The organism is Polynucleobacter sp. UK-Mo-2m-Kol15 (genome assembly GCF_018881505.1).
GTDB lineage: Bacteria > Pseudomonadota > Gammaproteobacteria > Burkholderiales > Burkholderiaceae > Polynucleobacter.
This window is the reverse complement of the sequence record NZ_JACVQC010000001.1, coordinates 996784-1011528: the sequence shown is the minus strand read 5'-3', so window position 1 is coordinate 1011528 and position 14745 is coordinate 996784. Positions and strand designations below refer to the sequence as shown.

Below are 14745 nucleotides of genomic sequence, written 5' to 3'. Positions count from 1 at the left end.
TCTTCTGTTTCTAGAGTGTAATACTGAGCCAGAAGTTAGTGATTCTCTTTGGCGTGATTAATAGAGTATTTTGGAATCTCAATGACTAAATCTTCACGAGCAACAATCGCTTGGCAAGACAAGCGAGACTGAGGATTGAGGCCCCAGGCTCGATCTAGCAAGTCCTCTTCATTTTCATCGGGAGTATTCAGGCTCTGATAACCCTCTTTCACGATGACATGACAGGTAGTACAGGCGCACACCATATCGCAAGCATGCTCAATGGGAATATTGTTTTCTAGCAGCGCTTCACAAATAGAGGTACCGGGGGTCACCTCAACTACAGCACCCTCAGGGCAATATTCACTATGGGGTAGAACAACAATCTGAGTCATCTTAATAGTTTTCTTTTCTTAAATTTCTGCAACATTCTTACCGGCCAAGGCTTTCTGGATGCTCGCATTCATCCGCATCTGAGCAAAATCATCAGTAGCCTTAGCAGCATGATCGACTGCTTTTCTGAGGGTGGCGCTGTCAGTTTCTTCCGAAAGGATCTTTTGCAAAATACTCATCTCTTGATCTACGGCAGCCTGCTCTTGAGGATTTAATAATCCACGATCAACATCTAATGCAGTTTGCACAGCATCCAATAGGCGCCTTGCATTCACCTGCTCCTCACGCAATGACCTGGCTAAGAGATCTACCTGAGCTGAAGCAAAACCGTCTTGCAACATGCGAGCAATCTCAGCATCAGTCAAACCATAGGATGGCTTAATATCAATTGAGGCCTGCACACCGGATCCCTGCTCCATAGCACTAACAGAGAGCAGACCATCCGCATCCACTTGAAAAGTTACTCGAATCCGTGCAGCACCGGCAGCCATTGGTGGAATGCCACGTAACTCAAATTTACCTAAGGAGCGGCAATCTTGCGCTAATTCACGCTCACCCTGCACCACCTGAATGGCCAGCGCTGTTTGACCATCTTTGAAGGTCGTGAAATCCTGCGCGCGTGCTACTGGTATCGGTGTATTTCGCGGAATAATTTTTTCCACCAAACCACCCATAGTTTCAATACCGAGGGACAGGGGAATGACATCCAACAAAAGCCACTCATCATCCTTGCTTTGATTGCCAGCAAGTAAGTCTGCCTGCATAGCAGCACCCAAGGCGACCACTTGATCTGGATTGAGATTATTTAAGGGTTTAGTGCCAAAGAGTTCGCCAACAGCACGTTGGACATGGGGCATGCGAGTTGCGCCACCAACCATCACCACACCCTTGACCTCATCCGCCTTGAGGCCTGCATCACGCAAAGCCTTCTTCACGGCAACCAAGGTCTTGCTAATTAAGTTTTGCGTAATTTCAAAGAACTGGGCCTGGCTGACGCCCACATTAACAACCGTTCCATCGGCCAGTGTTTCATGAACACGGGCTAATGGGTTGTGACTTAACTGCTCTTTTGCATGCCTACAGGAAAGCAATAGCTTGCGATGATCCTGTATAGAGAGTGGTGGAAGCTTTGCTTGTTCAATTACCCAGCAATACAGGCGATGGTCAAAATCATCACCGCCCAAAGCGGAGTCGCCACCAGTAGAGAGTACTTCAAATACACCCCTACTCATACGCAAGATGGAGATGTCAAAAGTACCGCCGCCAAGATCATATACAGCGTAAATACCCTCCGAGGCATTATCCAATCCGTATGCAATTGCCGCTGCAGTAGGCTCGTTGAGTAAACGCAATACCTCAATACCAGCCAATTTGGCAGCATCTTTAGTAGCTTGCCGCTGAGCATCATCAAAATACGCAGGCACAGTAATGACTGCGCCAACAATATCGTCATTTACTGAGTCTTCAGCCAATTGACGCAAGCGCGCCAGAATTTCTGCTGAGACTTCAATAGGACTCTTGTCACCAGCTACTGTTCGCAACTTCAACATGCCAGGTTCATCAACAAAATCATAAGGCGCATTCTCAATATTCGTTACATCAAGAATGCCGCGACCCATAAAACGCTTTACAGAAACAATCGTATTCTTAGGATCAGAAATCATACTTTCAATCGCCTCGAAGCCAGCTTGAGTTCTACCGTTAGGCAGATAGCGCACTACGGAGGGGAGTAATTCTCGCCCCTCTGAATCTGAAAGTACCTTAGGCAAAGCATCTCGCACGATTGCTACTAAGGAATTAGTGGTACCCAAATCAATACCTACCGCAATCCGACGCTGATGCGGAGCGAGTGATTTACCGGGTTCGGAGATTTGTAATAAGGCCATGGGGACTAGAGTGTAAGCTATACCAGGGCTGAGATGGCATCATCTAGCTCGATAGCAAACTTATCAATGAATAGCAGGCCTCTAATCAACTCTGCAGCGCGCTCATAGTTTTTAGCGCTATCAATAGCCTGTGTAATTTCAAGCAGGGTATCTCGCTTGGATTGATCAACTTCTTCGGCCAAACCTTCTAGAGCGCCGAGGTCATCCTCTTGATCTTCTAAATTTTCACGCCATTCCATTTGCCTCATGAGGAAAGCAGCTGGCATTGCAGTATTTGTTTCCAAGCGAGCATCTACGCCATGAAGCTGGCAAAGATACAGGCCGCGCTGAATTGGATTTTTCAAGGTCTGGAAAGCAGTATTGGCAAAGGTGGCCATTTGCATGGCCAACCGTTGCTCGGTATCACTTCCGCGGGCATGGCGATCGGGGTGTACTTCTCTCTGAATTGCTAGATATGCCTGATCTAATGCAGACAAATCTAAGTTGAAATGCTGCTCTAAACCAAAGAATCGAAAGTAATCGTCAGACGCGGAAGGATTCACCACAACCACACTCATCTTTTACATTCGGGTTTTGGAACTTGAAGCCTTCGTTCAAACCTTCACGTACAAAGTCTAATTCAGTGCCATCTAAATAGGCCAAACTCTTGGGATCAATGAAGATAGTGATGCCATTAGATTCAAATTTCACATCTTCAGGGGCAGCCTCATCTACATATTCCAGTTGATAAGCTAAACCAGAGCAACCAGTAGTACGAACACCTAAGCGTAAGCCACAACCTTTTCCACGCTTATCTAAATTGCGCTGAACATGTTTTGCAGCTTTGTCGGTTAAGGAAATTGCCATGATGAAAGCCTCTTTATCTTTACAGGGCAGGATGCTTTTCTTTGTAATCAGCAACTGCTGCCTTAATAGCATCTTCGGCCAAAATTGAGCAGTGAATTTTTACTGGTGGCAAAGCCAACTCTTCAGCAATCAAAGAGTTTTTGATCTCTAAAGCTTGATCCAAGGTTTTACCTTTAACCCATTCAGTTACTAAGGAAGAAGATGCAATTGCAGAGCCGCAACCATAAGTCTTGAACTTAGCATCTTCAATCACGCCTTGATCGTTTACACGAATTTGCAATTTCATGACGTCGCCGCATGCTGGCGCACCAACCATACCAGTACCTACTTGGTCATCGCCTTTTTCAAAAGAGCCCACATTGCGGGGATTTTCATAATGATCAATTACTTTGTCGCTATATGCCATGGTATTTCCTCGTTATTTCTTTTATCTTTAATCTTACTTGGATGTCTTTGTGCTGCTTAGTGGGCTGCCCATTGGATGGTGCTAAGGTCAATGCCATCCTTGAACATTTCCCATAAGGGGGAAAGCTCACGTAATTTAGCAATCTTCTCTTTGACTAACTTAATCGTGAAATCCACTTCTTGTTCAGTTGTAAAGCGTCCCAAAGTAAAGCGAATTGAGCTGTGGGCCAGTTCATCATTACGACCGAGTGCACGCAATACATAAGAAGGCTCTAAAGATGCTGAAGTACATGCAGAACCAGATGAGATTGCTAAATCTTTTAATGCCATCAACATCGATTCACCTTCCACGTAGTTAAAACTGATATTGAGGTTATGAGGGACGCGGTGATCCATATCGCCATTCACATAAACCTCTTCAATATCCTTCAAGCCAGTCAGCAGGCGATCACGCAAAGCACGAATACGAGCGTTTTCTTCAATCATTTCAACACGGGCAATGCGGAAAGCTTCACCCATGGCAACGATTTGATGAACTGCTAAGGTGCCAGAGCGCATACCGCGCTCATGACCACCACCATGAATCTGTGCCTCAATACGAATACGGGGCTTACGACGCACAAACAAGGCTCCGATGCCTTTTGGACCATAGGACTTATGAGCAGAAAAGCTCATTAAATCCACTTTGGTTTTCTCTAAATCAATTTCTACTTTGCCGGTAGCTTGTGCTGCATCCACATGAAAAATCACCCCACGTGATCGGCATAGCTCTCCAATACGGGGAATGTCTTGGACAACACCAATCTCATTGTTCACGTACATTACTGATGCCAGAATCGTACCTGGCTTCATTGCAGCCTCAAGCTGAGCAAAATCAATCAAGCCATCCGGCAAAACATCTAAATACGTAACCTCAAAACCTTCGCGCTCAAGTTCACGGCAAGTATCTAGAGTGGCCTTGTGCTCAGTCTTCACGGTAATGATGTGATTACCGCGCTCTTTATAAAAGTGAGCAGCGCCCTTAAGAGCCAAATTAATACTTTCAGTTGCACCACTAGTAAATACGATCTCTCTTGGATCGGCATGAACTAACTGGGCTACTTCTGAACGCGCCCACTCAACCGCCTCTTCTGCAGCCCAACCATAGGCATGACTACGAGATGCGGCATTACCAAACTGCTCACGCAAATAAGGCAACATCTTGTCTACTACACGTGGATCAATCGGCGTGGTAGCCGAGTAGTCCATGTACACCGGGAAATGCTTTGGACTAAACATCGGTATCGGTTGTTGAGGAATATCTTGTGGTGCGTTCATTTTTTACTTATCAATTAATAGACCAAAAAGTTAATCTCTTAACTTTGCTGAGCCAGGTTAAAAACAGAATTCACGAGAGGTCGCTTTGGAGCAGTCTCTTTTGCTGCTGCGACTGCTGATGCTGGCTTTGACGCTTTGACACTATCAGCCTTGATTTTCTTGGGTCGTAAATCGTGCAAGACAACTCCACGTCCAGATTGCTGTAGCACTAAGTCGCGCAATGACACGGAACTGAGATACTCAACCATCTTGGCATTCAGGTTTGACCATAGATCATGGGTCATACAATGACCATGATTTTCTTCATCGCTATGGCAATTGCCTTTACCACCACATTGAGTGGCATCCAATGGTTCATCCACGGCCACAATGATGTCAGCAACGCTAATTTCTTCTGACTTGCGAGCTAGGGTGTAGCCACCGCCAGGACCACGCGTGCTCTCAACAATGTTAAAGCGGCGTAATTTACCGAACAACTGCTCTAAATAAGAAAGGGAAATCTTCTGTCTTTGGCTTATTCCAGCCAAAGTTACAGGTCCGTGGGTTTCACGGAGGGCTAAATCGATCATTGCGGTTACTGCAAAACGGCCTTTAGTTGTAAGTCTCATATGTCACCTTGGTAATGGATTGTTATGGACAGCTAACAGTCGGGCGGGTAATACCCGACCATTCCACTCAACTTTAACATATACCCAAGTATTTTGCTCAGGTTTAAATAGCATCTCTGGATCTGGCTCCAAATGCCATCTCCTTAACTTTAGTAAGGCGATCCCGGGTAGCCGCAGCCTTCTCAAACTCCAGATTCTTGGCCTCCGAGTTCATTTGCTTCTCCAAGCGCTTGATTTCGCCCGCCAAGTCCTTTTCGCTCATATCCTCATAGCGTGCCCGCTCCTGCTCGACCTGCATCTCAGAGCGTTTCTCTTTAACGTCGTAAACCCCGTCAATAATGTCCTTAATGCGCTTTTGGACACCTCGTGGCTCAATCCCATTGGCCTTATTAAAGGCGATTTGTTTGGTTCGGCGGCGCTCTGTTTCGCCCATGGCTCGCTTCATGGAGTCGGTAATGCGGTCGGCATACAAAATAGCCTTACCTTTAACGTTTCGTGCCGCCCTACCAATTGTTTGAATCAAGCTGCGCTCAGAACGCAAAAAGCCTTCTTTATCCGCATCCAAAATAGCAACCAGTGAGACCTCAGGAATATCTAAGCCCTCACGCAATAAATTAATACCCACTAAAACATCAAAGACACCCAAACGCAAGTCACGCAAAATTTCTACACGCTCAACCGTATCGATGTCGGAATGCACGTAACGTACCTTCACGCCGTTATCCGATAAATAATCCGTTAACTGCTCGGCCATACGCTTTGTTAATACCGTTACCAAAACGCGCTCATGCACTTTGACTCGCTCATGAATCTGCCCTAGCAAATCATCTACCTGCGAACTCGCTGGCAATACTTCAATTTCTGGATCAACTAATCCTGTTGGTCTGGCTACTTGTTCAACCACTTGTCCGGTATGTGTATTTTCATAATCAGCAGGGGTAGCTGAAACAAAAACGGTTTGGCGCATCTTTGTTTCAAACTCAGTGAACTTGAGTGGCCTATTATCCATTGCTGATGGTAGGCGAAAACCAAACTCTACCAAGGTATGTTTGCGAGACTTATCACCGTTGTACATGGCATTGAGCTGACCAATAAGAACATGACTCTCATCCAAAAACATCAGCGCATCATTAGGCAAATAGTCAACCAAAGTTGGAGGTGCCTCCCCAGGCATAGCGCCGGAGAGATGACGGGAGTAGTTCTCAATGCCTTTGCAGAAACCCAATTCATTAAGCATCTCTAAGTCAAAGCGAGTACGTTGCTCTAAACGCTGAGCCTCTACTAGCTTGCCATCCTTAACAAATTCATCCAATCGAATACGTAGTTCCGCCTTAATTGTTTCGATTGCCTTTAAAACAGTATCGCGTGGAGTCACATAGTGCGAACTTGGATAGACCGTAAAGCGCGGAATCTTTTGACGAATTTTTCCAGTGAGCGGATCAAAGAATTGTAAGCTCTCGATAACATCATCAAAAAGTTCAACACGTACCGCCAATTCATTATGCTCAGCCGGGAAGATATCAATCGTATCGCCGCGCACCCGAAAAACGCCGCGCTTGAAATCCATTTCATTACGGTCGTATTGCATCGCGATTAAGCGCATCAAAATATCGCGCTGACTCATTTTGTCACCCGGACGCAAAGTCATCACCATGCTGTGATAGTCGCCGGGATTACCAATGCCATAAATTGCGGAGACAGTAGCCACAATAATTACGTCTCGTCGCTCCAGCAAACTCTTGGTAGCAGATAGTCGCATTTGCTCGATGTGCTCATTGATCGACGAATCTTTTTCAATAAATAAGTCGCGTGTCGGAACGTATGCCTCCGGCTGGTAGTAGTCGTAGTAACTTACGAAGTACTCCACCGCATTTTTTGGGAAAAACTCCCTAAATTCACTATAGAGCTGAGCAGCCAAGGTCTTATTGGGGGCAAAAATAATCGCAGGACGACCCGTCCTAGCAATCACATTTGCCATTGTGAAGGTTTTGCCGGATCCAGTAACCCCCAACAGTGTCTGAAAGGTCAAACCATCTTCAATTCCTGCCACCAGAGCGTCTATTGCTGCCGGCTGATCTCCCGCGGGCGGAAAGGGCTGATACAACTGAAATGGTGAATCCGGGAAGGAAACAAACTTAGCCGGATCCAGATCGTGACCCACCTCGCCCAAGGGATCGACTACAGGGCTTTTTTTGGTTTCGGCGACTTTGGAGTTTGAAGAACTTTTAGGGGGCTTAGGGGGCATCTCAGCTATCATTTCATCTGTGAGCTTTAGTTCACAGAGAATTTTGTACAAACGTTGATTTTGCCGTTTTTATTTGTAAATTGTTGAATCTAGCGCCAAAAACAGTCATTTAAAGTAAATTCAGCTGAAATTAATGTCAATAACCCTAAATTATCCCTTTTTGATCCTCAAATGACCCTTTTTACCTCAGTTCAGCTAGCCCCTAAAGACCCTATCTTTGGCCTCACAGAAGCCTATGTCGCTGATCAACGCGCTGACAAGGTCAATCTGGGTGTTGGTGTTTATTACACCGACGAAGGCAAGGTGCCTCTTTTGAAAGCAGTCATTAAGGCTGAAGAAGCCATTGTTGCCAAGCAGTCACCTCGCAGCTATATTCCGATTGAGGGTCCAAACCCATATAACAGCGCAGTCCAAAACCTCTTATTCGGTGCAGACTCCTCACTAATTAAAGATGGTCGTGTAGTGACTGCTGAGTGCATAGGTGGAACTGGTGCCTTGCGCGTTGGCGCTGACTTTATTAAGCGCCTCAATTTAAACGCGCCTTGCGCAATTAGTAACCCCACCTGGGAAAACCATCGCGGTATTTTTGAATCTGCTGGATTTGAAGTTGTTGAATATACCTACTTTGATGGGAAGACCCGTGGTGTTGATTTTGATGGCATGGTGACATCTTTAGAGTCTTTCCCAAAGTTCACCACTGTTCTGTTGCACGCTTGTTGTCACAATCCAACCGGCGCGGATATTACTGAAGCTCAATGGCATCAAGTCATTGAAATCTGCAAAGCAAAGCAGCTCATTCCATTTTTAGATATTGCCTACCAAGGCTTTGCCGCTGGCATTGAACAAGATGGCATTGCCGTTCGTCTATTTGCTCAGTCTGGAATGTCCTTCTTTGTATCCAGCTCTTTCTCTAAATCATTCTCAATTTATGGTGAGCGTGTTGGTGCTTTATCCATCGTGACCCAAAGCAAAGATGAATCTACGCGTGTGTTGTCGCAGTTAAAACGCGTAATCCGCACAAACTACTCCAACCCTCCAACACATGGTGCTGCGATAGTGGCAGCTGTTCTCAATTCACCAGAACTTAGAAAACTTTGGGAAGATGAGTTGGCAGAGAAACGTGATCGTATTAAAGCAATGCGTCATGGACTTGTAGAAAAATTAGCCGCTGCTGGGGTAAAGCAAGATTTTGCTTTTATTGAGGCTCAGCGTGGCATGTTTTCTTACTCTGGCTTAAGTGCTGAACAAGTCGAGCGTTTACAAAAGGAGGATGGCATTTATGCCCTCTCCACGGGTCGTATTTGTGTAGCCGCCCTAAATACTAAAAATATTGATAAGGTGGCTAAAGCAATTGCCCGCGTATTGGCGTAACAACTGGCAATAAGCGGTTACACTGAGTTACTAGGAGTCAACATGCTATATCAGTTACACGAATTTCAAAAAGCCTTACTTCAACCCATGAGCTCATGGGCTCGCGCTGCTTCTGAAGCTTTTATTAATGCTTCAAACCCCGCATCTAAGATTCCAGGCTCTGAGCGTTTAGCCGCAAGTTACGAACTCCTCCATCGCCTAGGCAAAGACTACAAGAAACCAGAGTTTGGCATTCGCTCCGTGAAAGCTCACGGCCGTGAAGTAGCCATTCATGAAAGAACAGTGGTAGCAAAGCCGTTTTGCAACCTCATTCGCTTTAAGCGCTTCTCCGATGATTTGGATGTCATCAAGAAGTTAAAAGATGATCCGACAGTATTAGTCGTTGCCCCTTTATCAGGTCACCACTCTACTTTGTTGCGTGATACAGTGCGTACCCTCTTGCAAGATCATAAGGTGTACATCACTGACTGGATTGATGCACGCATTGTTCCGGCAGACGCAGGTGACTTTGGTCTGGATGACTATGTTCATTATGTGCAAGATTTCATCCGTGAGATTGGCGCTGAGAACTTGCATGTCATTTCCGTTTGCCAGCCAACAGTCCCTACATTGGGCGCAATCTCTTTGATGGCCTCTGCAGGAGAAAAAACACCAGCTTCGATGATCATGATGGGCGGCCCGATTGATGCACGCAAATCACCTACTGCAGTTAATAACCTAGCCGATCAAAAGTCTTATAGCTGGTTTGAGAGTCATGTAATTTATAAGGTACCGCCAAGTTATCCAGGTGCTGGGCGTAAGGTATATCCAGGCTTTTTGCAACATACTGGTTTCATTGCCATGAATCCACACAATCACTTGCAGTCACATTGGGACTACTTTCAAAATTTAGTTCGCGGCGATGAGCAAGATGCTGAATCTCATATTCGCTTCTATGACGAGTACAACGCAGTTCTCGATATGGATGCAAAGTTCTACTTGGATACGATTAAGACTGTGTTTCAGGATTACTCACTGCCAAATGGTACTTGGACAGTTGCTGGCGATCTAGTTAAGCCGCAGGATATTAAGCAGACTGCTCTACTCACTATTGAGGGTGAGCTGGACGATATCTCTGGTAGCGGACAAACCCGCTCTGCACATGCATTGTGTGCGGGTATTCCAAAAACAAGTAAAGATCATTACGAAGTTGCTGGTGCTGGTCACTACGGTATCTTTGCCGGTCGTCGATGGCGTGAAAAAGTTTATCCAAAAATTAAATCGTTTATTCGCGAGCACCAAGGTGTACAGAAAAAAACGAAAGCCAGACCACCAAAACTGGGAACTAAGAAGGCCGCATAAACCAGTGGCGCGACTCTCGGGTCGCGCTTCCAGTTTGAAACTGCGAAAATTGCAATGGACATAAAGCAGGCGAAAGAACTTGCCGATCGCCTCGAGGATGCCCTTCCTCAAACTCAATGCACTAAATGTAGCTACCCAGACTGCAGAGCCTATGCAGAGGCAATGGCAGTAGGTGAAGCATTACCTAATCGCTGCCCACCTGGCGGTGTAGATGGCATTCAGAGGCTAAGTACTATTCTTAAGCCTGCCTTTCCTCAGTCTGCTTTTGAGCTCCACCCTAAGATCGATCCAGAATGCGGAACAGAGCGTCCCAGACCTGTCGCATTGATTGATCCAAAAAGTTGCATTGGATGCACGCTATGTATTCAGGCGTGTCCTGTAGATGCTATTGTGGGCGCCTCAAAACAAATGCACGTAGTTTTGACCGACTGGTGCACAGGTTGCGATCTTTGTATACCACCCTGCCCTGTAGATTGCATCACTATGCTTGATGTGACTGGTAGTAAAACTGGCTGGGATGCATGGTCTCCAGAGCTAGCGCAAATCTCACGTTCACGATACGAAGCGCGCGATATAAGACTAGATCGTGAGGGAAGAGATAATGATGATCGACTAGCAAAGAAGGCTGCTGCCAAGTTAGTCGCCGTGAATACTGAGAGCCCTAACTCACAAGAGGCCTTAAAAGAGCAAGAGAGAAAGCGCGCCATTATCGCCGCTGCTATTGCGAGAGCCCAACAAAAAAAATGATGAATCTCGAAAAACGCCAAGCCTTTTTTGAATTGCTTAGGGAAAACAATCCCCATCCTGAAACAGAGTTGGAATATAGCTCACCATTTGAATTGCTCATAGCAGTTTTACTGTCTGCACAGGCAACTGATGTATCGGTCAATAAAGGCACTCGGAGACTTTTTCAGATTGCGAATACACCTCAAGCACTACTAGATCTTGGTGAGGAAGGTGTTAAGCCCTTTATTCAGCATATTGGACTCTTTAATTCCAAAGGCAGGCACATCCAAGAGACATGTCGACTTCTATTAGACCAGCATGGTGGCGAAGTACCGCAAAAACGCGAAGAGCTTGAGGCGCTCCCAGGAGTTGGCAGAAAGACCGCGAATGTCATTCTCAATACCGCCTTTGGTCAACCTACCATGGCTGTCGATACCCATATTTTTAGAGTGTCTAACCGCACTGGTTTAGCACCCGGCAAAGATGTAGTAAAGGTAGAAGAGCAACTACTCAAGCGGGTGCCAAAAGAGTTTTTGCAAGATGCTCATCATTGGCTTATTCTGCATGGCAGATATACATGCAAAGCTCGTAACCCAGATTGCGAGCAATGTATTGTTGAACCACTCTGCGGCTTTAAACAAAAAACCGGTAAAGGAAAAGTTCGTGGCAATATTTAATCCAACCCGTGAAGAAGTACGTCGTTTTTTCTGTGACACCTGGAAGAAAAAAACAGTAGATCAAATTCTGACCCCACTAGAGATGATTGCTAGCGACTGGATGGTAGAGCACCCGGAATATCACACCCTCTTAGCAGATCCAGAGGGCGCAGTTGCCCAAGACTACACCCCAGAGCGTGGGGAGACGAATCCCTTTCTACATCTCTCAATGCACCTGTCAATTAGCGAACAAATCTCTATCGATCAACCGCCGGGTATTAAATCAATTGCCAAAGCGCTAGCTCAAAAGCTTGGTTCCGAACATGAAGCTCAGCATGCCATGATGGAATGCTTGGGGCAGGTGATGTGGGAAGCACAACGTGAAGGTCAAGCACTAAGTCCGGAGAAGTATCTTGAGGCCTTAAAGCGGCTGAACTAGTAACTGTTCTTCACTAGCATGTGCTTGCTTAAGATGACCGTAGAGACAACTAGAAAAGCAAATACCATATTCATGAGAGTGATGTGATCACCCAAGAAAAAACTCGAAGCTAGTAGCGTACAAAAAGGCTGAATCAATTGCACTTGACTAACTCTTGCGATCCCACCAATTGCAAGGCCTTCATACCAAAAGAAAAAGCCCAGATACATTGAAAATAAGCTTAGATATAAAAAGCTTATCCAGGCAATCGCATCAGCACTCCAATACGCCGAAGAGAATGTGAAATACGTTGCCACGATATTGATAGGTAATGAAATCACTAATGCCCAGGAAATCACTGTACGCGGATTCATTTTCTTTGATAACTCAGCGCCCTCGACATAACCAACACATGCACAAATACCACCAAGCACCAAAAGGCCATCTATATAAGTAAAACTTCCAGCACTTTTTATAAGCGCGTAAATTATTACTAAGGCTGCACCCAAAATTGAAAGAAGCCAAAAACCGATAGACGGACGCTCCTTAAAACGAATGACTCCAATGACAGTGGTAGCTAAAGGCATCATCCCCAAAATAACGGCACCATGAGAGGATGAGCCTTCTTCCATGGCTACTGTAGTAAGGACTGGAAATCCAAATATAACGCCCAGAGCAATGACGGCACACTTCACAAGATCAGCTTTGCTGGGGAGTGGAACCTGTTTATAGGAAAGATAGGCTAAAGCGACAAGCCCTGCTATGAATGCCCTGCCAAATGCAATGAAATAGGGATTAAAGCTAGGAATTGCAATCTTAGTGACAGGCAGCGTTAGACTAAATACTAGAATACCAACAAAGCCAATGAGCATTCCCTGAGTTTCTCTATTCACATGCGCCCTAATTGATCAATGCTAAGGTGTTTCACTCCATGGGACATGATTAATCGCTATAGGTAGCCAAAATAACTGTAGCCTGACTAGATAGAACACCACCGTTACCATGTGCAAGCGCGACTTCACAATTTGGGACTTGTCGCACTCCACATTCACCGCGTAACTGACGAACTGACTCAATTAATAAAAAGAGACCATACATGCCAGGATGGCAATAAGATAAGCCTCCGCCATTAGTATTGACTGGCAGATGGCCGCCTGGAGCAATGCCACCATTTGCCACAAACTCACCGCCCTCGCCTTTAGCGCAAAAACCCAAGTCCTCTAAAAATAAAATCGTGTTGATCGTAAAGGCATCGTAGAGCATTGCTAGATCAACCTCTTGATGGGTAATACCTGCCATTGCATACGCCTTAGGACCGGAAATTGCCGCACCACTAACAGTTAAGTCTGGCATTCCAGAAATGCCAATATGAGATAACTCCTCACCAACACCCAAAATGTAGGCGGGCGATTTCTTTAAATCTTTTGCGCGCGCAGCGCTCGTCAAGATAATTGCACCTCCACCATCAGTAACTAGACAGCAATCACGAATAGTCAGGGGTGAACTCACCATGCGAGCACTAATGACCTCATCAATACTTAATGGCTTCTTTTCCCAGGCAACCGGATTCATTAAGGCCCACTGCCTTGCAGCAACCGCCACTTCCGCTAGTTGCTCACGCTTTGTGCCATATTGGTACATATGCCTTGCAGCAACCATTGCATAAGCCGAGGTAGGTAAAAATGGTTTGTAGGGAGTTTCATAGGCGTTGTACTCGCGAGGACTAGCAGCGGCACGGCTAACTGATTTTTGGGTGCTGCCATAAGCAATGAGGGCGACGTCACATAAACCGCTATTGATGGCAGCCATGGCATGGGTAACGTGGGACATGAACGATGCTCCACCCATCAAGGTGTTGTCTTGATATCGAGGTTTAAGACCAAGATACTCACAAAGACCTACACTCGAGAAGCGAGCTTGGGAGCTTGCTGTAAAGACGCCGTCCACATCCTTTAGTTGTAATCCACAATCTTCTAAAGCGCGATGCGTTGCCTGTGCCATCAAATCATAAGGAGTAGTTCCCGGAGCGCAGAGCCCTAATTCAGATTCAGCAGCACCAACAACTGCCACACTACCGCGACGAAGAGAATTGATCATCACGCAAGCTCATTCATTAGGGAAAAAATAGGATACTTTTTCCCGTCATCAAATGCCTTCATTTCGACCTGTACTCGCATACCTATCCGAATAAGTTCAGGATCAACCCCCTCCACTCGCGACATCATTCGGTAGCCTTCGTCCAAATCAATTAAAGCAACGTTGTATGGCTTCTCATCGCGAGAGTAAATAACCGTAGTGGAGTAAACAGTACCAACACCCTTGCTGAGCTCCCAGCGCAAGAGCTCACCCGTCTTCGGCTCCACGATACGCGGATAAAAAATAGCTTTACCACTCGGAGAGCGCTGAAAGGCTAGCTGATCTTTTTGGCAGTAGTCCATGAATACAGCATTAGGGGATGCCTCAGCTAAATCAAACTCACTCAAAGTAGGTCTCCATTGATAAATTAATCTGTTGCATTTTTATTTTGACTAAATTATGCCTCTTACTTAGAATT

At 45.8% G+C, this 14745-nt stretch carries 16 protein-coding genes; 5 read left to right on the top strand and 11 right to left on the bottom strand.

The features are described 5' to 3' along the window. Positions 1-35 precede the first annotated feature (35 nt). From fdx to uvrB, 8 genes are all read right to left on the bottom strand, one after another. Positions 36-374 carry an ISC system 2Fe-2S type ferredoxin gene (gene fdx / locus ICN43_RS05350; RefSeq protein ID WP_216197555.1) on the bottom strand — a complete coding sequence of 113 codons (339 nt, stop codon included), beginning with the start codon at positions 372-374 and terminating at the stop codon, positions 36-38. Between the two features lie 18 nt (positions 375-392). Beyond that, entirely contained in the window at positions 393-2258 is a 1866-nt protein-coding gene (hscA, locus tag ICN43_RS05345; protein WP_216197554.1) for a Fe-S protein assembly chaperone HscA, read from the bottom strand. 17 nt (positions 2259-2275) lie between these two features. Beyond that, entirely contained in the window at positions 2276-2815 is a 540-nt protein-coding gene (gene hscB, locus ICN43_RS05340) for a Fe-S protein assembly co-chaperone HscB (protein WP_216197553.1), read from the bottom strand. Next, a complete protein-coding gene (iscA, locus tag ICN43_RS05335; RefSeq protein ID WP_215307948.1) occupies positions 2781-3104 on the bottom strand; it encodes an iron-sulfur cluster assembly protein IscA in 324 nt (107 codons plus the stop codon). The genes hscB and iscA overlap by 35 nt, the downstream gene beginning before the upstream one ends. A 19-nt stretch (positions 3105-3123) precedes the next feature. Further along, positions 3124-3510: a Fe-S cluster assembly scaffold IscU gene (iscU, locus tag ICN43_RS05330; protein ID WP_046330506.1), complete on the bottom strand. Its 387-nt coding sequence runs from the start codon at positions 3508-3510 to the stop codon at positions 3124-3126. 56 nt (positions 3511-3566) lie between these two features. Continuing rightward, entirely contained in the window at positions 3567-4826 is a 1260-nt protein-coding gene (locus ICN43_RS05325) for an IscS subfamily cysteine desulfurase (protein ID WP_370623157.1), read from the bottom strand. Between the two features lie 38 nt (positions 4827-4864). Further along, positions 4865-5434 carry a Fe-S cluster assembly transcription factor gene (locus ICN43_RS05320; protein ID WP_216197552.1) on the bottom strand — a complete coding sequence of 190 codons (570 nt, stop codon included), beginning with the start codon at positions 5432-5434 and terminating at the stop codon, positions 4865-4867. 103 nt (positions 5435-5537) lie between these two features. Beyond that, positions 5538-7691, bottom strand: a complete 2154-nt coding sequence (gene uvrB / locus ICN43_RS05315) for an excinuclease ABC subunit UvrB (RefSeq protein ID WP_255533515.1) — start codon at positions 7689-7691, stop codon at positions 5538-5540. Between the two features lie 159 nt (positions 7692-7850). Here uvrB and ICN43_RS05310 point away from each other — a divergent pair, with 159 nt between their 5' ends. From ICN43_RS05310 to ICN43_RS05290, 5 genes are read left to right on the top strand one after another with little or no spacing between them, the layout of a single operon-like run. Next, the gene (locus ICN43_RS05310) at positions 7851-9050 is read left to right on the top strand and encodes an amino acid aminotransferase (protein ID WP_216197551.1); all 1200 of its coding nucleotides are present in this window, start codon (positions 7851-7853) and stop codon (positions 9048-9050) included. A gap of 42 nt (positions 9051-9092) precedes the next feature. Beyond that, positions 9093-10391 carry a polyhydroxyalkanoate depolymerase gene (locus ICN43_RS05305; protein WP_216197550.1) on the top strand — a complete coding sequence of 433 codons (1299 nt, stop codon included), beginning with the start codon at positions 9093-9095 and terminating at the stop codon, positions 10389-10391. 54 nt (positions 10392-10445) lie between these two features. Beyond that, positions 10446-11138: an electron transport complex subunit RsxB gene (gene rsxB, locus ICN43_RS05300; protein ID WP_216197549.1), complete on the top strand. Its 693-nt coding sequence runs from the start codon at positions 10446-10448 to the stop codon at positions 11136-11138. After that, entirely contained in the window at positions 11138-11794 is a 657-nt protein-coding gene (gene nth, locus ICN43_RS05295) for an endonuclease III (RefSeq protein WP_216197548.1), read from the top strand. Before rsxB ends, nth begins: the two co-directional genes overlap by 1 nt. Next, the gene (locus tag ICN43_RS05290) at positions 11787-12212 is read left to right on the top strand and encodes a DUF1841 family protein (RefSeq protein ID WP_216199923.1); all 426 of its coding nucleotides are present in this window, start codon (positions 11787-11789) and stop codon (positions 12210-12212) included. Before nth ends, ICN43_RS05290 begins: the two co-directional genes overlap by 8 nt. Here ICN43_RS05290 and ICN43_RS05285 read toward each other — a convergent pair. Genes ICN43_RS05285 through ICN43_RS05275 form a run of 3 tightly spaced genes read right to left on the bottom strand, consistent with a single transcriptional unit; the run spans position 12209 to position 14674 of the window. Then, positions 12209-13084: a DMT family transporter gene (locus tag ICN43_RS05285; RefSeq protein WP_216197547.1), complete on the bottom strand. Its 876-nt coding sequence runs from the start codon at positions 13082-13084 to the stop codon at positions 12209-12211. The genes ICN43_RS05290 and ICN43_RS05285 overlap by 4 nt on opposite strands. Positions 13085-13133: 49 nt before the next feature. Then, positions 13134-14288 carry a thiolase gene (locus ICN43_RS05280; protein ID WP_216199921.1) on the bottom strand — a complete coding sequence of 385 codons (1155 nt, stop codon included), beginning with the start codon at positions 14286-14288 and terminating at the stop codon, positions 13134-13136. Then, complete coding sequence (locus ICN43_RS05275; protein WP_255533427.1) at positions 14288-14674, bottom strand: Zn-ribbon domain-containing OB-fold protein; 387 nt, start codon at positions 14672-14674, stop codon at positions 14288-14290. Before ICN43_RS05275 ends, ICN43_RS05280 begins: the two co-directional genes overlap by 1 nt. Positions 14675-14745: the final 71 nt, after the last annotated feature.

Coding starts and splice junctions, on each gene's coding strand:
- hscB (WP_216197553.1), bottom strand. CDS start 2,815: ATGAGTGTGGTTGTGGTGAATCCTTCCGCGTCTGACGATTACTTTCGA.
- ICN43_RS05320 (WP_216197552.1), bottom strand. CDS start 5,434: ATGAGACTTACAACTAAAGGCCGTTTTGCAGTAACCGCAATGATCGAT.
- ICN43_RS05280 (WP_216199921.1), bottom strand. CDS start 14,288: ATGATCAATTCTCTTCGTCGCGGTAGTGTGGCAGTTGTTGGTGCTGCT.
- hscA (WP_216197554.1), bottom strand. CDS start 2,258: ATGGCCTTATTACAAATCTCCGAACCCGGTAAATCACTCGCTCCGCAT.
- nth (WP_216197548.1), top strand. CDS start 11,138: ATGAATCTCGAAAAACGCCAAGCCTTTTTTGAATTGCTTAGGGAAAAC.
- iscA (WP_215307948.1), bottom strand. CDS start 3,104: ATGGCAATTTCCTTAACCGACAAAGCTGCAAAACATGTTCAGCGCAAT.
- ICN43_RS05305 (WP_216197550.1), top strand. CDS start 9,093: ATGCTATATCAGTTACACGAATTTCAAAAAGCCTTACTTCAACCCATG.
- ICN43_RS05310 (WP_216197551.1), top strand. CDS start 7,851: ATGACCCTTTTTACCTCAGTTCAGCTAGCCCCTAAAGACCCTATCTTT.
- fdx (WP_216197555.1), bottom strand. CDS start 374: ATGACTCAGATTGTTGTTCTACCCCATAGTGAATATTGCCCTGAGGGT.
- rsxB (WP_216197549.1), top strand. CDS start 10,446: ATGGACATAAAGCAGGCGAAAGAACTTGCCGATCGCCTCGAGGATGCC.
- ICN43_RS05325 (WP_370623157.1), bottom strand. CDS start 4,826: ATGAACGCACCACAAGATATTCCTCAACAACCGATACCGATGTTTAGT.
- iscU (WP_046330506.1), bottom strand. CDS start 3,510: ATGGCATATAGCGACAAAGTAATTGATCATTATGAAAATCCCCGCAAT.
- uvrB (WP_255533515.1), bottom strand. CDS start 7,691: ATGATAGCTGAGATGCCCCCTAAGCCCCCTAAAAGTTCTTCAAACTCC.